Genomic DNA, 15,704 nt, shown 5'->3' on the forward strand with positions numbered 1-15,704 from the left:
GATTAAACTAGGGTCATCAGTTGAGTGCATCAGTTGTCTGTAAATTGGCTCAACGGATTATGGAGGTATATAGTTTTACATGAAAATCAAATTTTGGCGTGGGCGGACACTGTTAACGGCGATCGCATCTACTATATTAGCGATCGCAACTCCCCTTTCCATGACCACAGCCCTAGAATTTCCACAAGGTCCAAGTCGCCAGCCACCTCAGTCAACCGCTGGGGGAGGAACCCGAGGGAATGCCACCACCATGGTCGATGGCACTTGTGACAACAACAGTGATTTTCTCATCCCCCTATTACCCATAGGTTACGAGGTCTTAAAGACAGCTTCCCCCAATCCCACCTTTTTCCTGTACGTTCCGAAAACCAAAGCCGAAAAGGCTGAATTTTTGGTGCTAGATAGCCAAGGTCGCGATGTCTATGTTGGAAGTTTCGCCACACCTGCACAAGGGTCTATTATGAAAATTAGCCTACCGGAAACCGTTTCCTTGAGAGTGGGAGAAACCTACACCTGGCAATTTTCCCTATTTTGCGATCCTAATCAAAGGGATTTAGACGAATCCATCACCGGGGCTATTGAACGGATAGAATTAGATGACGAACACAAAGCTAGAATTGCCGCCGAAACTGACCCCATTGATCAAGCCACACTGTATGCAGAACAACAGATGTGGCCGGAGACTCTCCTGATTGCGTTGGGACTGCGAGAAACCCATCCCGAAATTTGGGAACAGTTGATGGAGTCCGTAGGATTAAAAGATATCGCCTCTGAACCGATCGCCCCCTGTTGTCCCCCAGAAACTGAGGAAACTGTGGGTTCGGAAATCGAAGCATCCTAACTAATGTTCAAAACCATTAGAGAACGATTCTGGAATTGGCGGGTTGTCCTGGTGACGACCCCCTCTGTCACCCTAGCCGTGATTTTATTACGGCTAACTGGTGTTTTGCAAACCTTGGAATTGGGGGCCTATGACCAGTATATGCGCTGGCGGCCCCCAGAAGCCCGTGATAGTCGCATTGTCATCGTTGGTATTGATGAGGATGACCTTAAATTTATTGGTCAGGGTTATGTACCAGATGGGGTCTATTTTGAGTTAATCCAACGACTCAATGCCATGAATCCTAGGGTAATCGGATTAGATATTTATCGAGATTTACCCTTTGAACCTGGCCATTCCCAATTGGTGCGGCTTTTTGAAACTACAGATAATCTAATTGGTATTGAAAAAGTTATAGGTGATCACTTTTTTAGTCGGGTGGGACCCCCTCCCGCCTTGGCTGCTAGAGGACAAGTTGGGGCGAATGACCTGATTGTTGATCAGGATAATAGGGTGCGTCGCGCTTTGCTATATTTACCTAGAGAAAATGGGGAAACTGTCCATAGTTTTGCCGTTCATTTAGCCCTGAGATATTTAAATGCAGAACCTGACTTTTCCGTTGAGATTGTAGAAGGTACAGATAATTGGTGGAAATTTGGTGATGTCGTGTTTGTTCCTTTTGAGGGGAATGATGGGGGTTATGTGCGCGCCGATGATGGTGGCTATCAAGTTTTACTTAACTACCGAGGACCTAGCCAGCATTTTGAAATTGTCTCCATGCGAGATATTTTTGAAAACCGGGTAGCCTCAGACTGGGGAAGCGATCGCATTATTTTAATTGGTTCCGTCGGCGAAAGCATGAAAGATTTATTTTCTATCCCCTACACCCTAGCGCCTGATCAACGCATGACTGGCGTAGAAATTCATGCTAATATTGTTAGTAAAATCATCAGCGCCGCCCTGGAAAATCGACCTCTGATTAGAACTTTACCAGAAGTTGTCGAGTGGCTATTGATTATGTTCTGGTCTGGTCTGGGGGCGACCTTGACTTGGCGACTACGCGACCCCACTAGAGTCGGACAATTCCTATTTAAAAGAGTTGTGATTTTGGTTCTGGCTGGGGGTATTTTATTAGGCTTTACCTGGGTCGCTTTTTTAGGCAGTTGGTGGTTGCCTGTTGTCCCTTCATCCATCGCTTTGGTGGGTTCTGTAGCCGTAATTACTGCTTATATTGCTCGTTCAGCATCAGATATCCGTAAAACTTTTGGTCGATATCTCAGTGATGAAATAGTTGCTAATTTGCTGGAACACCCAGAGGGATTAAAAATGGGTGGAGAACGTCGTAAAATCACTATTTTAACCTCCGATTTACGGGGTTTTACCGCGCTTTCTGAACGCTTACCACCGGAAGAAGTTGTGCAGGTGCTGAATTTCTATTTATCCTATATGGCTGATGTCATTACCCATTATCAAGGGACAATTGATGAATTTATGGGGGATGGTATTTTAGTGTTATTTGGTGCGCCTACCCTGCGCGAAGATGACCCGGAAAGGGCCGTGGCTTGTGCCGTAGCCATGCAATTGGCTATGGCTCAGGTAAATGAACAAATGGAGAAGTGGGAATTACCAGCTTTAGAAATGGGAATTGGCATTAATACCGGGGAAGTTGTCGTTGGTAATTTGGGTTCGGAAAAACGCACCAAATACGGAGTTGTAGGAAGTCATGTTAATCTCACCTACAGAATCGAGTCTTACACCACAGGCGGACAAATTATTATTTCCGAAGAAACCCTAAATTGTACTACTCCTAATTGGGTCAAAATTGATGACAAGAAATTGGTACAACCCAAGGGGGTGAAAAATCCCATAGCTATCTATGAAGTCTCTGGAATTGCCGGTAAATATAACCTATTTTTACCTAAAGAAACCGAAATATTTTATTCTTTGTCTCAGCCGATATCATTACAATATACCGTCTTAGAAGGTAAGCACGTTGGCGAAAACCTATTTTCTGGGCGGTTATTACAACTCTCCGATCGCAGTGCTTTAATAGGTGCAGAAGATGGTACAGACTCTTTACCGCTGGTGTTAACTAACATCAAACTGAATCTGAAATCATCTAACTTGGAACTGCGGGAAGATATCTATGCCAAGGTATTAGAAAAACCAGCAGAACCGGGTAAATTTTATATTCGTTTCACTTCTAAACCTCCTGTAATTGAAGCTAAACTTAATGATATTTACCAGATGATTAAAGGCTAAATCAGATTAGGTATCGGGAAAATTAAGGAATTCCGTCAGTAATTTGGGCTACTTCCTGACGGCGATCGCTCCAAATTTCCATGGCTGTGGCTGCTTCCTCCAAGTCGGAAAATTCCGGCATTTGTCGTTCAATTTCCGGGGCCAAATTATCGAGAGATTCCAGACTTTGGCAGTGTTTCAGAATCACCCGCCAACCTTCCAGCCATTGTTGACAAGCCTGCTGGTGTTCGCGAAGGGGTGATAGATTTTCTTCTTCCTGAATTCTGATAAGTTCTTGTTGTTTGAGTTTCTGGGATTGTTCCGCCCAAGCCGATCGCCACGCTTCTATTTTGGGGGAATTATAGTGTTTCGAGTAGCGTGAGATTTCTGTGCTAAATATTTCCCCCAGAAGATCTAGGCGATCGCGATCGCGCGTCTCCCTAATAGCTGCAATTCCTTGTTCCACCCACAGAGGGAGAACCCGAAAACTAACTAATGTGGCCCTCATCCCTAGGAGTTTAACCCAAATTTGATGTGTCCAGAACTCTAGGCGATCGATTTGGCGAGGTGGGACTCCCAGATAAGTAGCCACCTCCAACCAAACACGGGCTAAAGGCCATTGGCGGGGATTGATGATGCCTGATGTGATTAGTGTTTGAGCCATACTTTCTTAGATAACCTAGATTCTGAAGCCATGCCAATCCTAACTCGATGTCCACATTTAGTAGCTCAACAGGAAGGCTCACCCATAATAACTCACTATGTGGCGTGTGATTGCATTTATCGAATCAAGGGATTAGGGGGAGCGATTTTAGCAAGTCCCTAGTAGGATACTCCCAGATCACGCCCCCCCTGAGTTCACTCAAACTAGGACTTTAGACCGTCGCTAATTCAGGAGTAGGGCGCTTACTATTACGAATACCGGCGATCGCTTCCGAATAATTATCAGCATTAAACACCGCCGAACCTGCCACAATAGCATTAGCTCCAGCTTCCAACACCTGCCAGGTATTATCAATCTTCAGGCCGCCATCAACTTCAATCCAAGGGTCAAGACCCCGCTCATCGCACATTTGGCGCAGTTGACGAATTTTAGGAACCACAGTCGGGATAAACTTCTGACCTCCGAAACCGGGGTTGACACTCATAATCAACACCAGATCGCACACATCCAAAACATACTCAATCAAATCCAGGGGAGTAGAAGGATTTAATACCACACCGGACTGTTTACCACATTCCCTAATCAGGTTGAGAGTCCGGTGGAGGTGGGGGGAAGCATTATGTTCAGCGTGAACCGAGATAATATCAGCCCCAGCCTTAGCAAAATCTTCAACATACTTCTCTGGTTCCACAATCATCAGGTGAACATCCAGAGGCTTTTTCGTAACCGGTCGAATAGCATCAACAATCAGGGGACCAATGGTAATATTAGGGACAAAGCGACCATCCATAACATCAACATGAATCCAATCTGCGCCAGCCTCATCAACGGCGCGAATTTCTTCTCCAAGACGACTGAAATCTGCTGATAATATAGATGGGGCGATAACAACTGATTTTTGGGATTGGCTCATAGCGATTGTGTTTCCTCCAACATCTGGTCTTTTTATCCAGTGTATCAGAATTTGCTGACCCCAAGGGACAAACAAAAAAAGTGCTTTTGCCATCCCCGCTGGTGATTTCCCTAGGGAATATCTTCCCATACCGACCCCAGCCATCCAACCTATCAGCCTGGAGATGAGGATATCTTATGCGGCATGATCCTTACCAACCCACCGATAGAATATCTATCCAACAATTTGTGTATTTAATTCCCGTGTTGGGCTTTGTCCCCGCCATCTGGACTTTGTATCGCCATCAGGGTACACCCCAAGAACGCGCTACCTGTCGCTTAGTGGTGACTTTAGCATTTAGCTGGTTGATTGGCAATTTACTTTTGCGCGGTGGTGCTAGTCTTGCGGAAATCCCCGAACTACCTGTGTTGTTCACTAGCAGTGTCCTGACCACAACTTACTTTTTAGTTAACTTTGGCTTAATGGTGCGTCTATGGAAAGATAAACCCCTATGGTTGCCAGCAATCAGTCCTTTTGCCGAAAAGGTTATGCGTCGTTATCTGCGGGATAATCCCCCTAACTCCTGAGTCTCTTAATATTACAGGACCGGTAGATTTTGGTGAGTTGTATATCCTGTTAGCGCTGGCTGATGCTGAAAGAATGGATTATTCTGGCGGCTCTGATTACTCCCCATTGATCTACCCACTACTGATAGCTAACCATTGCTAACCAGGGCGATCGAAGACTACAATTGATGAGTAGTCAATTGATCTCAAAATTTCTCGGAAGTGTCTGTCAACTCTTTGTATATTAAAATTGGTGTGTGAGGAAGCCTGTGTCAAATCATCGAATCAAACGGCAAAAACCACTTAGATCTCAACCTTCTCGACCTATTCTGAAAAAGTTCACCAGGTCTAGCCCCGCCAAATGGCTTGGTATTGGTATGGGTTTAACTGGAGTGGCTATGATTTCGGCAACGGCCGGAGCCTTGCTGGCTGTTTCCTTATCTTCAACTCCCCTCATGCAGGAAAAGTTAACACCTGAACAAGAGGCGGTTTTTTCTAAGGGTGAAATGGCGCGGGTGAATATGCGTTTACCGGAATTAACTCGTCCGGTAAATATTCTGGTTTTGGGTATTAAAGTTTTAACCTCCGATTTAGATGAACCGCCAGAAGAAGACCTGGGATATCATGCGGTGGTAGACTCCTTTAAGGGTCTTTCTGATACCATGCTTCTGTTGCGTTTTGACCCTAATACTAATAAGTTAAAAGTTCTTTCTATTCCTAGGGATACCCGTACTTTTGTCAAGGGACGGGGGATGACTAAAATTAATGATGCTAACTACTATGGTGGTCCGGCACTTAGCGCTAAGTCCGTCAGTGAATTGATGGGCGGTGTCGGTATCGATCGCTACGTTCGCGTTAATGTCTTGGGCGTTGAAAAGCTAATTGATGCCTTGGGAGGAGTCACCGTTTATGTTCCTAAAGATATGAGGTATCAAGATGATAGCCAACATCTTTATATTAATCTGAAAGAGGGTGAACAACATCTTGATGGTGATCGTGCTTTACAGTTTTTGCGGTTCCGATATGACAATTTAGGTGATATTGGTCGGGTACAGCGTCAGCAAATGCTGATCCGCTCTTTTATTAACCAAGTTTTAGATGTGAGTACCATCTCCCGTATACCTCGGTTAGTGTCCATTATTCAATCTCATATTGATACAAATTTGACCTTAGAAGAATTGGTGGCTTTGGTGAATTTTGCCGCCCAGGTGAGTCCCGATGATGTACAAATGCTTATGGTTCCTGGACAGTTTAGTGACCCGAAAGAGTATAGGGCTAGTTATTGGCTAGCAGATTATAGTCGCCTTGATGCCATGGTGACCAAACATTTTGATTTTGGTCATAACCGTTGGAGTTTTGATAATGTTGATCCCAGGGATTTGAGAATTGCTATCCAAGACAGCACTGATGATTCCTATGCCGTTGATGATTTCATGTCTTCTCTCAATAGTAAGGGATATTGGAATCTGAGACTGACAAGACCCTGGAATCAACCACTTGATGTCACCCGTATTATTGCTCAAGATGGCGATGTCAGAGGCGCACGAACTATTCAGGAGGCTTTGGGATTTGGGGAAGTTGTGGTGGAAAGTACCGGTCATCTACAGTCCGATATTACCATTCAGGTAGGATTGGATTGGCTGGAAAAATACGAAGCTAAATTTCAGGAGGAAACTGAGCCACAATTACAGATCGAGGATGATTTCGGCAGCTCCCGACGGCGACTGTCTGGACCCTAAAACCTATGGTAACACCTTTTTGTCCCGGTTCCCTTGCTTCCTGGTCTGTTCAGGGACTATCCTGGAAAGTAGATGAATTTGACAGCGAGATAACCTGATGAGACTTTGGCAAGTTTGGTGGCAGAATCTGGTTTATCTAACCCAATATAATCCGCCTCAATTTATTGAGGTTCTCATGCTACTGTTGGGGATGACACTATTGCTGCTGTGGGCTTTAACAGGACGGTGGCCATATTTGGTCTTGTGTCTTAGTTATGTGATGGGGTCTTCGGCTTCTATGTTAGTTCGAGAGGCGATTTTTCCCTCTAACCGCTTACTGCTTACCCAATTGGTTGCTATCCTATTGTTGGCTCTAGGTTTCTACACTTTGATTGATTTAGTGCTACTGTGAACTGAGATCTGAGTTTTTTCGATTTCCCATGGGCTAGTTATGCTTGCAAAAAATAAACCGTCCCTGCTTGTAACTATAGGTGCGATCGCTGTTTTGGTTGGTGGTGGGGTTGCTGCCTATTTCGCACTCACCGCTAGAAGAACTATTAGAGATGTGCCTTTGGGGGCTAATATTGTTCCCCAAGATGCGCTGTTAGCTGTTTCTGTTTCTACTGCGCCACAAAAATGGCAAACACTTCAACAGTATGGCACTTCACAGTCTCAGGCGGCTTTTGAACAATTGCTAATTCAGTGGCGCGATCGCATTTTTACTGATCAGGGCTATAATTTTGAGCAAGATATTCAGCCCTGGATTGGTAATGAGGTGATGATGGCTTGGTTGCCTGATCCGGCTTTGGTCTCTGGTCAGCCTTCCCCCTCCGGTGATACTCCCCGTCAGTCTCCCATGGCTTCCGCTAGGATCTTATTACTTCCTATCGCTAATCCTCTCCGCGCTCAAGAAATTTTGTCCGCACGAAAGTCTTTAAATCAAGGAGAAATTCTCGAACGTAACTACCGGGGAATTGATATCTTTGAAACTCAAGGACGATTGCAAAATTATTCTATTGCAGTCCTGGGTCGAGAGTTTCTTCTCGTTTCTGATGACCCTCGTGCTACTGATAGGGCGATCGATACTTATCACGGTGATAGTTCCCTCGCTGCTACTCCTGGATATTCCGCAGCCATTCAACAAATTAGAAATTCCCAGGCTTTTGCTCAGGTTTATCTGAATATTCCCGTCGCTGCTTCTTTGGCTTCTATGACGGCGGCGCAGCCTATTCCCCCAGAAAGTTTGGCACAATTGAAACGACACCAGGGCTTTGCTACTACTGCTATTTTAAGAGATAATGGCATTAATTTTCAGGGGGTTTCCTGGTTGCGGCCTAACACTGATAGAAAACTCACTGTTGGGAATTCTACTGATGGAATGCTCAGACGTATCCCAGATACGGCGATTATGACTCTCGGTGGCACCAACCTTAAACAGTTCTGGAGTGATTATAATCAGGGGGCTAATGCTAATCCGATCGCTCCTTTTAATCCACAGGCTTTGGCTGCTACTTTACAAGAGTCTATTGGTATGGAGTTGCAGCGAGATTTCCTTAGCTGGATGGATGGGGAGTTTTCTCTGTCTGTAATTCCGGGTATTTCTAATCCTAACACCCCTCAACGCTTTATGGCTGGTTTGGTGTTTATGGTTAGGGCGAGCGATCGCAATGCGGCGGACAACGCTTTACAACAATTAGATGAAATTCTCAGGGGTCGCGGTTTCCAGGTTGGTGATGCTCAACTTAATGGTCAGCCTGTGGTTCAGTGGACTTCTCCCTATGGCGGCTTTACTGTGCTTCGCGGTTGGTTAGATGGAGATGTCGCTTTTGTCAATTTGGGCGCTCCTGTGGCTAACCAAATTATACCACAACCTCAAACCGCCATTAGTTCCAGTTCTTTATTCCGACAAACTTTCCCCTCTAGTCTTAGTCCTAAACATGGGAATTTTTATATTAATGTTGAACAGGTATTTAATCGCCAAAACCTTTCTTTACCCCCTTTACCCCCTCAACAAGAAGTCTGGGTAAATGCTATTCAATCTATCGGTTTGACTACCGCTGTCATCGATAACCACACCAGCCGTTATGACCTATTTGTTAATCTAAAATCTGCCGCTGTATCTACTGATAATCAGGAGAATTAGATGGTTAGTTGATTAATTGGCGATCGCCTGCTTTTTCATCACTCGCTGCACAGATGCGATCGCTTTATTTAATTCATAACCCCGCCGCTGGGGGTGATTTTGATAAGCCCGTTGTTCCTCCTCTATCATTTTTACATCCTCTGCCACTAAACCATCTAACATTTTTTTCGCACAACCAAATAACCTGTTTTTGATGAATTTACGAAATTTAATCGGGAGTTTATGCAGTCTCCAAAAGGCGTTAAGTGACGTGAAATGGATTAAGTAGGCGCGGGTTTCACTTACACTAATTGGACAGAGTAAACAGTAAATCTTGAAGTCTTCACCGAGAGTAGAATACCAATGGGGATATATATAACTAACCGTCAGCCTTTCCGGGTGGAGTTGTCGCAGCGACCGGAAAAATAGTTGTGATATAGACCAGATTTTGTCTATTTTATAATAGCTTTGTGCTTCATAATAAGCATCAACTTTATTGTCGGTTTCTGTGATATAATCTAATTGCGCCTCCGTCCAGGCTTGCCAGTTTTGGTGTAGGTGTCCGTGGTACATATCCATCAGGTTTTCGACTAAAAAAGAATAGTGCGCCTGGGTGTGAATTGTCGCCACGGTGGCTATGTAGTTCAGGTGTTCCCATTCGGGAATTTCTAGGGGTTCATTATCTGGCTTTTCCTCTCCTATGAATATCCAAATAAATCCATATAATTCTCGCACTGGATAGGTCTTGATTCCGCATTTTGGTGGTTTTTGATTCTCCTGTAAATACGGTACATAAACACAGTCTCCACCACCATTAAACCTCCAGCCGTGATATGTACATTCTATCTCGTCTCCGATCGCTTTTCCGTGACTTAGTTTCACTTGGCGATGGGGACATCTGTCTTCTAAGGCGTTTATTTTCCCCTGAGTGTCTCTGAATAACACAATCGGCTGATTCCACAAAATTACCCCCACCGGGCTACTGGTGACTTCCTGGCTGCTACTAACAACATACCAGCAATGGGGGTTAATCCCTAATTGTCTGATGTCCCTCCTATTTGCGTAACTTGGGGTCATGCGATCGCCTCTATTTCACCAGCTTCCAATTTTAGCCGAATAGGGATAATCCTAAAATACTCAAAGCACAGCGCAATTTTGACACTCACCGATTATTTTAGCATGATACTAACTTTATGTCAACTGTTTTTTGAGGAAAATCCGAAATTTTTAATCGTGGACTATTCCAGATCTTGAGGTCAACCAGGTTGACCATAAATGGAAAATCTCCCTATCAAAGCCTGTCGGAAAATCCCCGGTTTAATCACGACTTGATAATCCCTGCTATAAATAGCTGGTAGATTAGTCAGGAATTTGCCAAATTTCCAGGTTGCGATTATGGCTACCACTAACTAAGAGGGGACGTTTGGGAGAAAAGGCGATCGCTTCAATTTTAGAGGAATGTCCTCGCAAGGTAGCGATCGCTTCTTGATTTTTGAGGTCCCAAAGTTGGACTGTATCATCATCACCACCACTGGCGATAATTCGACCATCAGGACTCACCGCGATAGATTTAATCCCTTGTGAATGTCCGTGTAAGGTAGCCATAACTTCCTTAGTGGTAACGTCCCATAATTTCAGAGTTTTATCACTACTTCCGCTGATGAGAGTTTGACCATCTCGACTAAAGGCGATCGCATTAACTGAGTTATCATGGGATAATAAAGTCGAGATTTCCTCGCGGCGGTTAAGATCCCACAATTTCACCGTATTATCCTGGGAAGCACTAGCCAGCAGTCTACCATTAGGACTAAAAGCCACCGCGCGAATTTCCCGATTATGCCCTCTTAATGTACCAATGAGTTCATTAGTCCCTAAATACCATAAAGTAATAGTATGGTCGTGACTACCGCTGGCGAGAGTTTGACCGTCTCGACTAAAAGCGATCGTCGTAATATCCCTTTCATGTCCTTTCAGCGTGGCGATTTCTTGTTTGCTGTGAAGATCCCACAATTTCACCGTATTGTCGCGACTACCACTGGCGATAACTCGACCATCAGGACTGATAGCAATCGAGTTGATAGCGCCTCCATGTCCCGTTAAAGTAGAAAGATGTTCAAAGGTTTGTAAACTCCATAATCTCACCGTATTATCATCACTACCACTGGCGAGAGTTTTACCATCAGGGGTAATAGCCACAGTTAATACCCTAGCAGTGTGTCCGGTTAAGGTTTGTCCTAACCTCGCTTGATTCCACGCCGACACCGGAGTTATCCAAGACATTAACGTTGGGGGGGTATTTTTTAATAGTATATTTCCACCCGTCCCCAATAACAATAATGCCGCACTAGCGATCGCTATCGTTTTCGCAGGTTTTCGGCGGCGGGATAATCCCATAAATAAAGGATGGGAAATCACTGGGAGAGGATGACTATTAGAGTTGAGGTCTCTTAAAACTTCGGCGGCGTTGGTATAGCGATCGCTTAGGTCTTTCTGAAGTAGGCGATCGATAATTTGTCCTAATTCTGGACTGATAGGAGTTGGTAGATAATTACGCCAGTTTTTTGTCCAGCCATAACCTTCTTCTGTCCATAATTCAAAGGGATGAATTCCCGTGAGTAAATGAAAGCAGGTGACACCCAAACTGTATAGGTCACTGGCGGCGTAGGCTTCTCCCCCACGCATTTGTTCTAAAGCCGCATAACCATCTGAACCTACTCTTGTCCCTAGAGGGTTAACCATCACCGTTTCTGATAGTTGTTTGGATACCCCAAAATCAATTAATACTAAATCACCGATATCTGTGGTTTGGGTAACTACTTTATCTTGAATGATAGTGGGTGCGCTTTGGTTAGGGGTAGGGGTTAAATTATGGCGATCGCTTATCGGTTGAGGAACCCTGCTACGATGGATGATATTTTCCGGTTTAATATCTCGGTGAATCACCTGGCGACTATGGATAAATTCTAAAACCGGAAGCAATTTTAACAGCAGTTGGCGGACTTGTGCTTGATTCCATCTTCCACCCTGTTCTAAAAGTTGCGCCAGGTTTTCTCCTTCTATATATTGTTGGATTAAATATAGACAATTATCTTCTTCAAAATAACCGTAAATTCCCGGAATTTGTGGGTTACCTTCTAGTTGCTGTAATTGTTGCGCCTCCAACTTGAACAAGTCGGCTGCCTTTTGTAGTCCCCAGTTACTTTTTACCTCCGCCACCAGTTGTTTGACTACACACCGACGGTTGAGGTTATCCGTATCCTCAGCTAGATAGGTGCGACTAAACCCTCCTTTTCCTAACGGTTTAAGAATGCGGTAGCGTCCCCGCAGTAGGGAAATTAGGGGGGTATTACAGCTTTGACAATATGTAAGGTTGTCGGGGTTTATCGGTTGCGGACAGTTGGGGTTGATGCAGCAGGTCATAGCGATCGCATTCTGAGTGACAGCATAATATTTATTGTGCCTCAATTTTTCCATTTTGGTGGCACAATATTTTCGCGATCGCAGATGATTTCCATATCTACCAGAGTTTTTAAAAATTCTCCCCACCCAGACAACAGCCGACCTTTATCTCTCTCTCCAACATCTTTCTACCACCAGGGGAGTTGACTGTCATTGTGTCAATCAGGAAACTAGCACAGTTACAGTCACCTGGAATAACGGTCAATAACCAGCAATTCCACTATTTGACAACTGTTATAGGCAATTTCCCTATAGGTCGGTTAGGAAAGTTGCAGTATCGCTTGATTGGATAATTACACAGGCTTCTATTTTGGGTCTAGCAACCATAACAGTTACCACTAGGAGTCTCATGGTCATGGAAATCAACTTCGCTGGATATCTACCTTCCCTAATTGCGATCGCTATCTCTGTTGCTGCCATTTTCGTTTATACCCACACCCAAGAAGAATTAATCAAGCTAGTCTCAGGAGGTATTGCTTTAGTTGCGGTTGTCTCCAGTTTCCTCTTGGCTAATTGGGTGATTCTGACCGGGTTAGTCATTTTGGTGCTTAATGGATTCAAATTTTTTCCCAAAGAAATCATGACAGAATTTTAAAATCTACCATTTACCCCTTGACAATTGCGCCAAAATCTGCTAGTACACGCGCATGATTTCGCAACAACCCTAGTAGGTTGAGACGGTTTCGCTGTACTTTCGGATTAGAGTCCATCACCAAGACGCTATTTTCACCATCAAAGAATTGGGTAACTGTGGGAACAATTGCTGCTAAGGCTGTCACTAATTGTCGATAATTGCGAGTTTCTAATGCGGCTTGAGTGTTGGGTATCAAGTCTTCTAGGGCTTCCATAAATGCTTGTTCTGAATACTTTTCAAACAGAGAAGGGTTAATCACCGCATGGGGTTGAAGTTCCCCCGTGTCGAGGTCGCCTTGTTTAGCGAGACGGGTGGAACGGTTGATAGTTTCATAGATGATGTCTAAAGTACCGTCACCGCGAATTTCTTGTAAAAACAAAGCGCGATCGCGTACATCTAATAAATCTTGTAACGCGCGTTCCTTATATTCTATGTCTTCATCTCCCAACACCGCATTAACCAAATCATAATCAATGGCTTTCTCGTCCTGCAACAAAGTCCGAATGCGCTGTAAAAAGAAATCTTCTAAATGATGAATCAGACCTAACATCGCGTTAGGATGACTATTAACGAAATCCGTCGTTAAATCCTTTAGCAGTTCATGCAAGTTTAAAGGTAGGTCAGCAGACCAGATAATATTCACAACTCCATTAGCCGCCCTTCTCAGAGCAAAGGGATCTGATGAACCTGTGGGAAGCATTCCCAAGCCAAAAATACTAACTAGCGTGTCGAGTTTATCAGCTAGGGCGACCACTTGACTAATGATATTTGTCGGGAGGCGATCGCTTGCTCCTTTGGGGAGATAATGTTCAACTATAGCCTTAGCGATCGCTTCAGGTTCGCCGCCAGCTAAAGCATATTTTTCCCCCATGATTCCCTCAAGTTCGGGAAATTCATAAACCATCTGAGAGACTAAATCCGCCTTACATAATAAGGCTGCCCTTTTTATCTGGGCGAGTTCCCCTTCCCTTACTTCTAGCTGTTTACCAATGCGATCGGCATTGGCAATAATTCTATTCACCTTGTCGCGAACTGAACCCAAATCTTCTTGAAACGTGACATTTTCCAAGTCGGGGAGATAGTTTTCTAGGGGTTTCTTTAAATCGGTTTTATAGAAAAATTCTCCATCTGCTAATCTGGCGCGGATTACCCGTTCATTACCCGATGCAATAATTGCAGCTTTGGCTGGATCGCCATTAGAAATCGTAATAAAATATGGTTTCAGATTACCGTGGGTATCTAGGACTGGGAAATAGCGCTGATGTGTCACCATTACCATTTTAATCACTTCTGGTGGCAGCACTAAAAAGTCCGCGTCAAAAGTTCCCACTACTGCTGTCGGCCATTCCACTAAGTTAACCACTTCATTCAGTAACTCTTCGGGAATTTCCGCCTCCCCGCCTACGCTGTTCGCTGCTACTTTTACCTGGTTGGCGATCGCTGTTTTTCGGGTCTGCGGATCTACTTCTACAAACGCTTTACCCAGGGTTTCCGCATAGTCCGTCGCTTCCGCAATACTCACTGAGTTCGAGTGTAACACTCGATGACCTTGGCTATGGCGATCGCTGCTAATAGTTTCCGAACCGTTGGGGATACTTAGCGGTAATATCTCCTTATCTAATAGGGCTACTAACCAACGAATCGGACGGGGGAAGCGGATATCTCCATCTCCCCAGCGCATAAATCTTTTACCTTCTAACCGATTAATCCATTGGGGTATTAATTCCGTTAAAATTTCCGACGTTTTCCGTCCGGGAATTTGTTTGAGGACAAACACGAAATCCCCTTTGGGGGTCGGGCGAATTTCGATATCTTCTAAGTTGATATTCTGTTTTTTCGCGAAACCTTCCGCTGCTTTCGTCGGTTTCCCGTCTTTGAAGGCAGCACTGGCGGGGGGACCTTTGATTTCTTCTTCGCGATCAGGTTGCTGTTGTGGCAGTCCCGCTATGACTACAGCCAGTCTTCGCGGTGTGGCGTACACTTTCACCGACTCGCAGGTGAGGTATTGTTCTTTTAGGCTGGCGGGAATCATCGCCTCCCATTGGGCGATCGCGCCTTCGACAAAGGTTGCTGGTAATTCTTCTGTACCGACTTCGAGTAAAAAGCTAGGCATGGGAGACAGTGCAGGTGGTCAGTGTTCGGACAATTTTACATCCTACCACAGTTTCGGTTGGTTTCGGTTCTAACTTCCCCCCCCACCTTTCCCTAAATTGGTGTCGCCGCATTCCCTCTCCGACTCCTGTCAATTTCAGAAGTTCACGACAGAATCATGGTTTCCGGCAGGTTATCCAGTTATAGACACAAGATAGGCATTATCTTTAAAATATCACGCCGAATTTGGTTTTGTCAATTACTGTTAGGAAATAGACCGAAAAATCACTCAATTACCCGTAGTATTTCCGATACATTTAAAAACTCTTCCTGGCGTGAGGGTTAACTCGTGAGTTGGGGGAGGTAAATTAGGCGGGTGTGGCTGTAACCTTTTCCGGTAGGGGTATAGAGCGATCGCCTTTCCCCCCCCACCTTTCCCTAAATTGGTGTCGCCGCATTCCCTCTCCGACTCCTGTCAATTTCAGAAGTTCACGACA

At 44.7% G+C, this 15,704-nt stretch carries 12 protein-coding genes; 7 read left to right on the forward strand and 5 right to left on the reverse strand.

Annotated features, from left to right (window positions below):
• Positions 1-79 precede the first annotated feature (79 nt).
• Positions 80-841 carry a DUF928 domain-containing protein gene (locus ACTIE0_RS12170; RefSeq protein ID WP_006668819.1) on the forward strand — a complete coding sequence of 254 codons (762 nt, stop codon included), beginning with the start codon at positions 80-82 and terminating at the stop codon, positions 839-841.
• 3 nt (positions 842-844) lie between these two features.
• Positions 845-3,082, forward strand: a complete 2,238-nt coding sequence (locus ACTIE0_RS12175) for a CHASE2 domain-containing protein (protein WP_006625166.1) — start codon at positions 845-847, stop codon at positions 3,080-3,082.
• Between the two features lie 22 nt (positions 3,083-3,104).
• Here the strand turns inward: ACTIE0_RS12175 and ACTIE0_RS12180 are convergent, their stop codons facing one another.
• Positions 3,105-3,725, reverse strand: a complete 621-nt coding sequence (locus ACTIE0_RS12180) for a hypothetical protein (protein ID WP_006625165.1) — start codon at positions 3,723-3,725, stop codon at positions 3,105-3,107.
• Positions 3,726-3,936: 211 nt separating this feature from the next.
• Positions 3,937-4,638, reverse strand: coding sequence for a ribulose-phosphate 3-epimerase (rpe, locus tag ACTIE0_RS12185; RefSeq protein WP_008051461.1), 702 nt, complete (start codon positions 4,636-4,638; stop codon positions 3,937-3,939).
• 176 nt (positions 4,639-4,814) lie between these two features.
• Between rpe and ACTIE0_RS12190 the strand changes: the two genes are divergently transcribed.
• From ACTIE0_RS12190 to ACTIE0_RS12205, 4 genes are all read left to right on the forward strand, one after another.
• Positions 4,815-5,204 (forward strand): hypothetical protein, encoded by a 390-nt coding sequence (locus ACTIE0_RS12190; RefSeq protein WP_006625163.1) that lies wholly within the window; start codon positions 4,815-4,817, stop codon positions 5,202-5,204.
• A gap of 248 nt (positions 5,205-5,452) precedes the next feature.
• Positions 5,453-6,922, forward strand: a complete 1,470-nt coding sequence (locus ACTIE0_RS12195) for an LCP family protein (protein WP_434475090.1) — start codon at positions 5,453-5,455, stop codon at positions 6,920-6,922.
• A 97-nt stretch (positions 6,923-7,019) separates the two neighbouring features.
• Positions 7,020-7,313: a hypothetical protein gene (locus ACTIE0_RS12200; RefSeq protein WP_006625161.1), complete on the forward strand. Its 294-nt coding sequence runs from the start codon at positions 7,020-7,022 to the stop codon at positions 7,311-7,313.
• 39 nt (positions 7,314-7,352) lie between these two features.
• Positions 7,353-9,044, forward strand: a complete 1,692-nt coding sequence (locus tag ACTIE0_RS12205) for a DUF3352 domain-containing protein (RefSeq protein WP_006668818.1) — start codon at positions 7,353-7,355, stop codon at positions 9,042-9,044.
• Between the two features lie 12 nt (positions 9,045-9,056).
• On the opposite strand, the gene ACTIE0_RS12210 is transcribed toward ACTIE0_RS12205, so the two are convergent.
• Positions 9,057-10,100, reverse strand: coding sequence for an aromatic ring-hydroxylating dioxygenase subunit alpha (locus ACTIE0_RS12210; protein WP_006625159.1), 1,044 nt, complete (start codon positions 10,098-10,100; stop codon positions 9,057-9,059).
• A 282-nt stretch (positions 10,101-10,382) separates the two neighbouring features.
• Positions 10,383-12,569 carry a serine/threonine-protein kinase gene (locus ACTIE0_RS12215; protein ID WP_235720183.1) on the reverse strand — a complete coding sequence of 729 codons (2,187 nt, stop codon included), beginning with the start codon at positions 12,567-12,569 and terminating at the stop codon, positions 10,383-10,385.
• A 262-nt stretch (positions 12,570-12,831) separates the two neighbouring features.
• Between ACTIE0_RS12215 and ACTIE0_RS12220 the strand changes: the two genes are divergently transcribed.
• The gene (locus tag ACTIE0_RS12220; protein WP_439516908.1) at positions 12,832-13,077 is read left to right on the forward strand and encodes a hypothetical protein; all 246 of its coding nucleotides are present in this window, start codon (positions 12,832-12,834) and stop codon (positions 13,075-13,077) included.
• Between the two features lie 10 nt (positions 13,078-13,087).
• Here the strand turns inward: ACTIE0_RS12220 and glyS are convergent, their stop codons facing one another.
• Entirely contained in the window at positions 13,088-15,229 is a 2,142-nt protein-coding gene (gene glyS, locus ACTIE0_RS12225; RefSeq protein WP_006668816.1) for a glycine--tRNA ligase subunit beta, read from the reverse strand.
• Between the last annotated feature and the right edge of the window lie 475 nt (positions 15,230-15,704).

Source organism: Limnospira sp., from assembly GCF_051859755.1.
Classification (GTDB): Bacteria; Cyanobacteriota; Cyanobacteriia; order Cyanobacteriales; family Microcoleaceae; genus Limnospira; species Limnospira fusiformis.

What these genes read in the sequence shown, in the direction of transcription:
- ACTIE0_RS12170 (WP_006668819.1), top strand. Translation starts at nt 80, where the DNA reads ATGAAAATCAAATTTTGGCGTGGGCGGACACTGTTAACGGCGATCGCA.
- ACTIE0_RS12175 (WP_006625166.1), top strand. Translation starts at nt 845, where the DNA reads ATGTTCAAAACCATTAGAGAACGATTCTGGAATTGGCGGGTTGTCCTG.
- ACTIE0_RS12180 (WP_006625165.1), bottom strand. Translation starts at nt 3,725, where the DNA reads ATGGCTCAAACACTAATCACATCAGGCATCATCAATCCCCGCCAATGG.
- rpe (WP_008051461.1), bottom strand. Translation starts at nt 4,638, where the DNA reads ATGAGCCAATCCCAAAAATCAGTTGTTATCGCCCCATCTATATTATCA.
- ACTIE0_RS12190 (WP_006625163.1), top strand. Translation starts at nt 4,815, where the DNA reads ATGCGGCATGATCCTTACCAACCCACCGATAGAATATCTATCCAACAA.
- ACTIE0_RS12200 (WP_006625161.1), top strand. Translation starts at nt 7,020, where the DNA reads ATGAGACTTTGGCAAGTTTGGTGGCAGAATCTGGTTTATCTAACCCAA.
- ACTIE0_RS12205 (WP_006668818.1), top strand. Translation starts at nt 7,353, where the DNA reads ATGCTTGCAAAAAATAAACCGTCCCTGCTTGTAACTATAGGTGCGATC.
- ACTIE0_RS12210 (WP_006625159.1), bottom strand. Translation starts at nt 10,100, where the DNA reads ATGACCCCAAGTTACGCAAATAGGAGGGACATCAGACAATTAGGGATT.
- ACTIE0_RS12220 (WP_439516908.1), top strand. Translation starts at nt 12,832, where the DNA reads ATGGTCATGGAAATCAACTTCGCTGGATATCTACCTTCCCTAATTGCG.
- glyS (WP_006668816.1), bottom strand. Translation starts at nt 15,229, where the DNA reads ATGCCTAGCTTTTTACTCGAAGTCGGTACAGAAGAATTACCAGCAACC.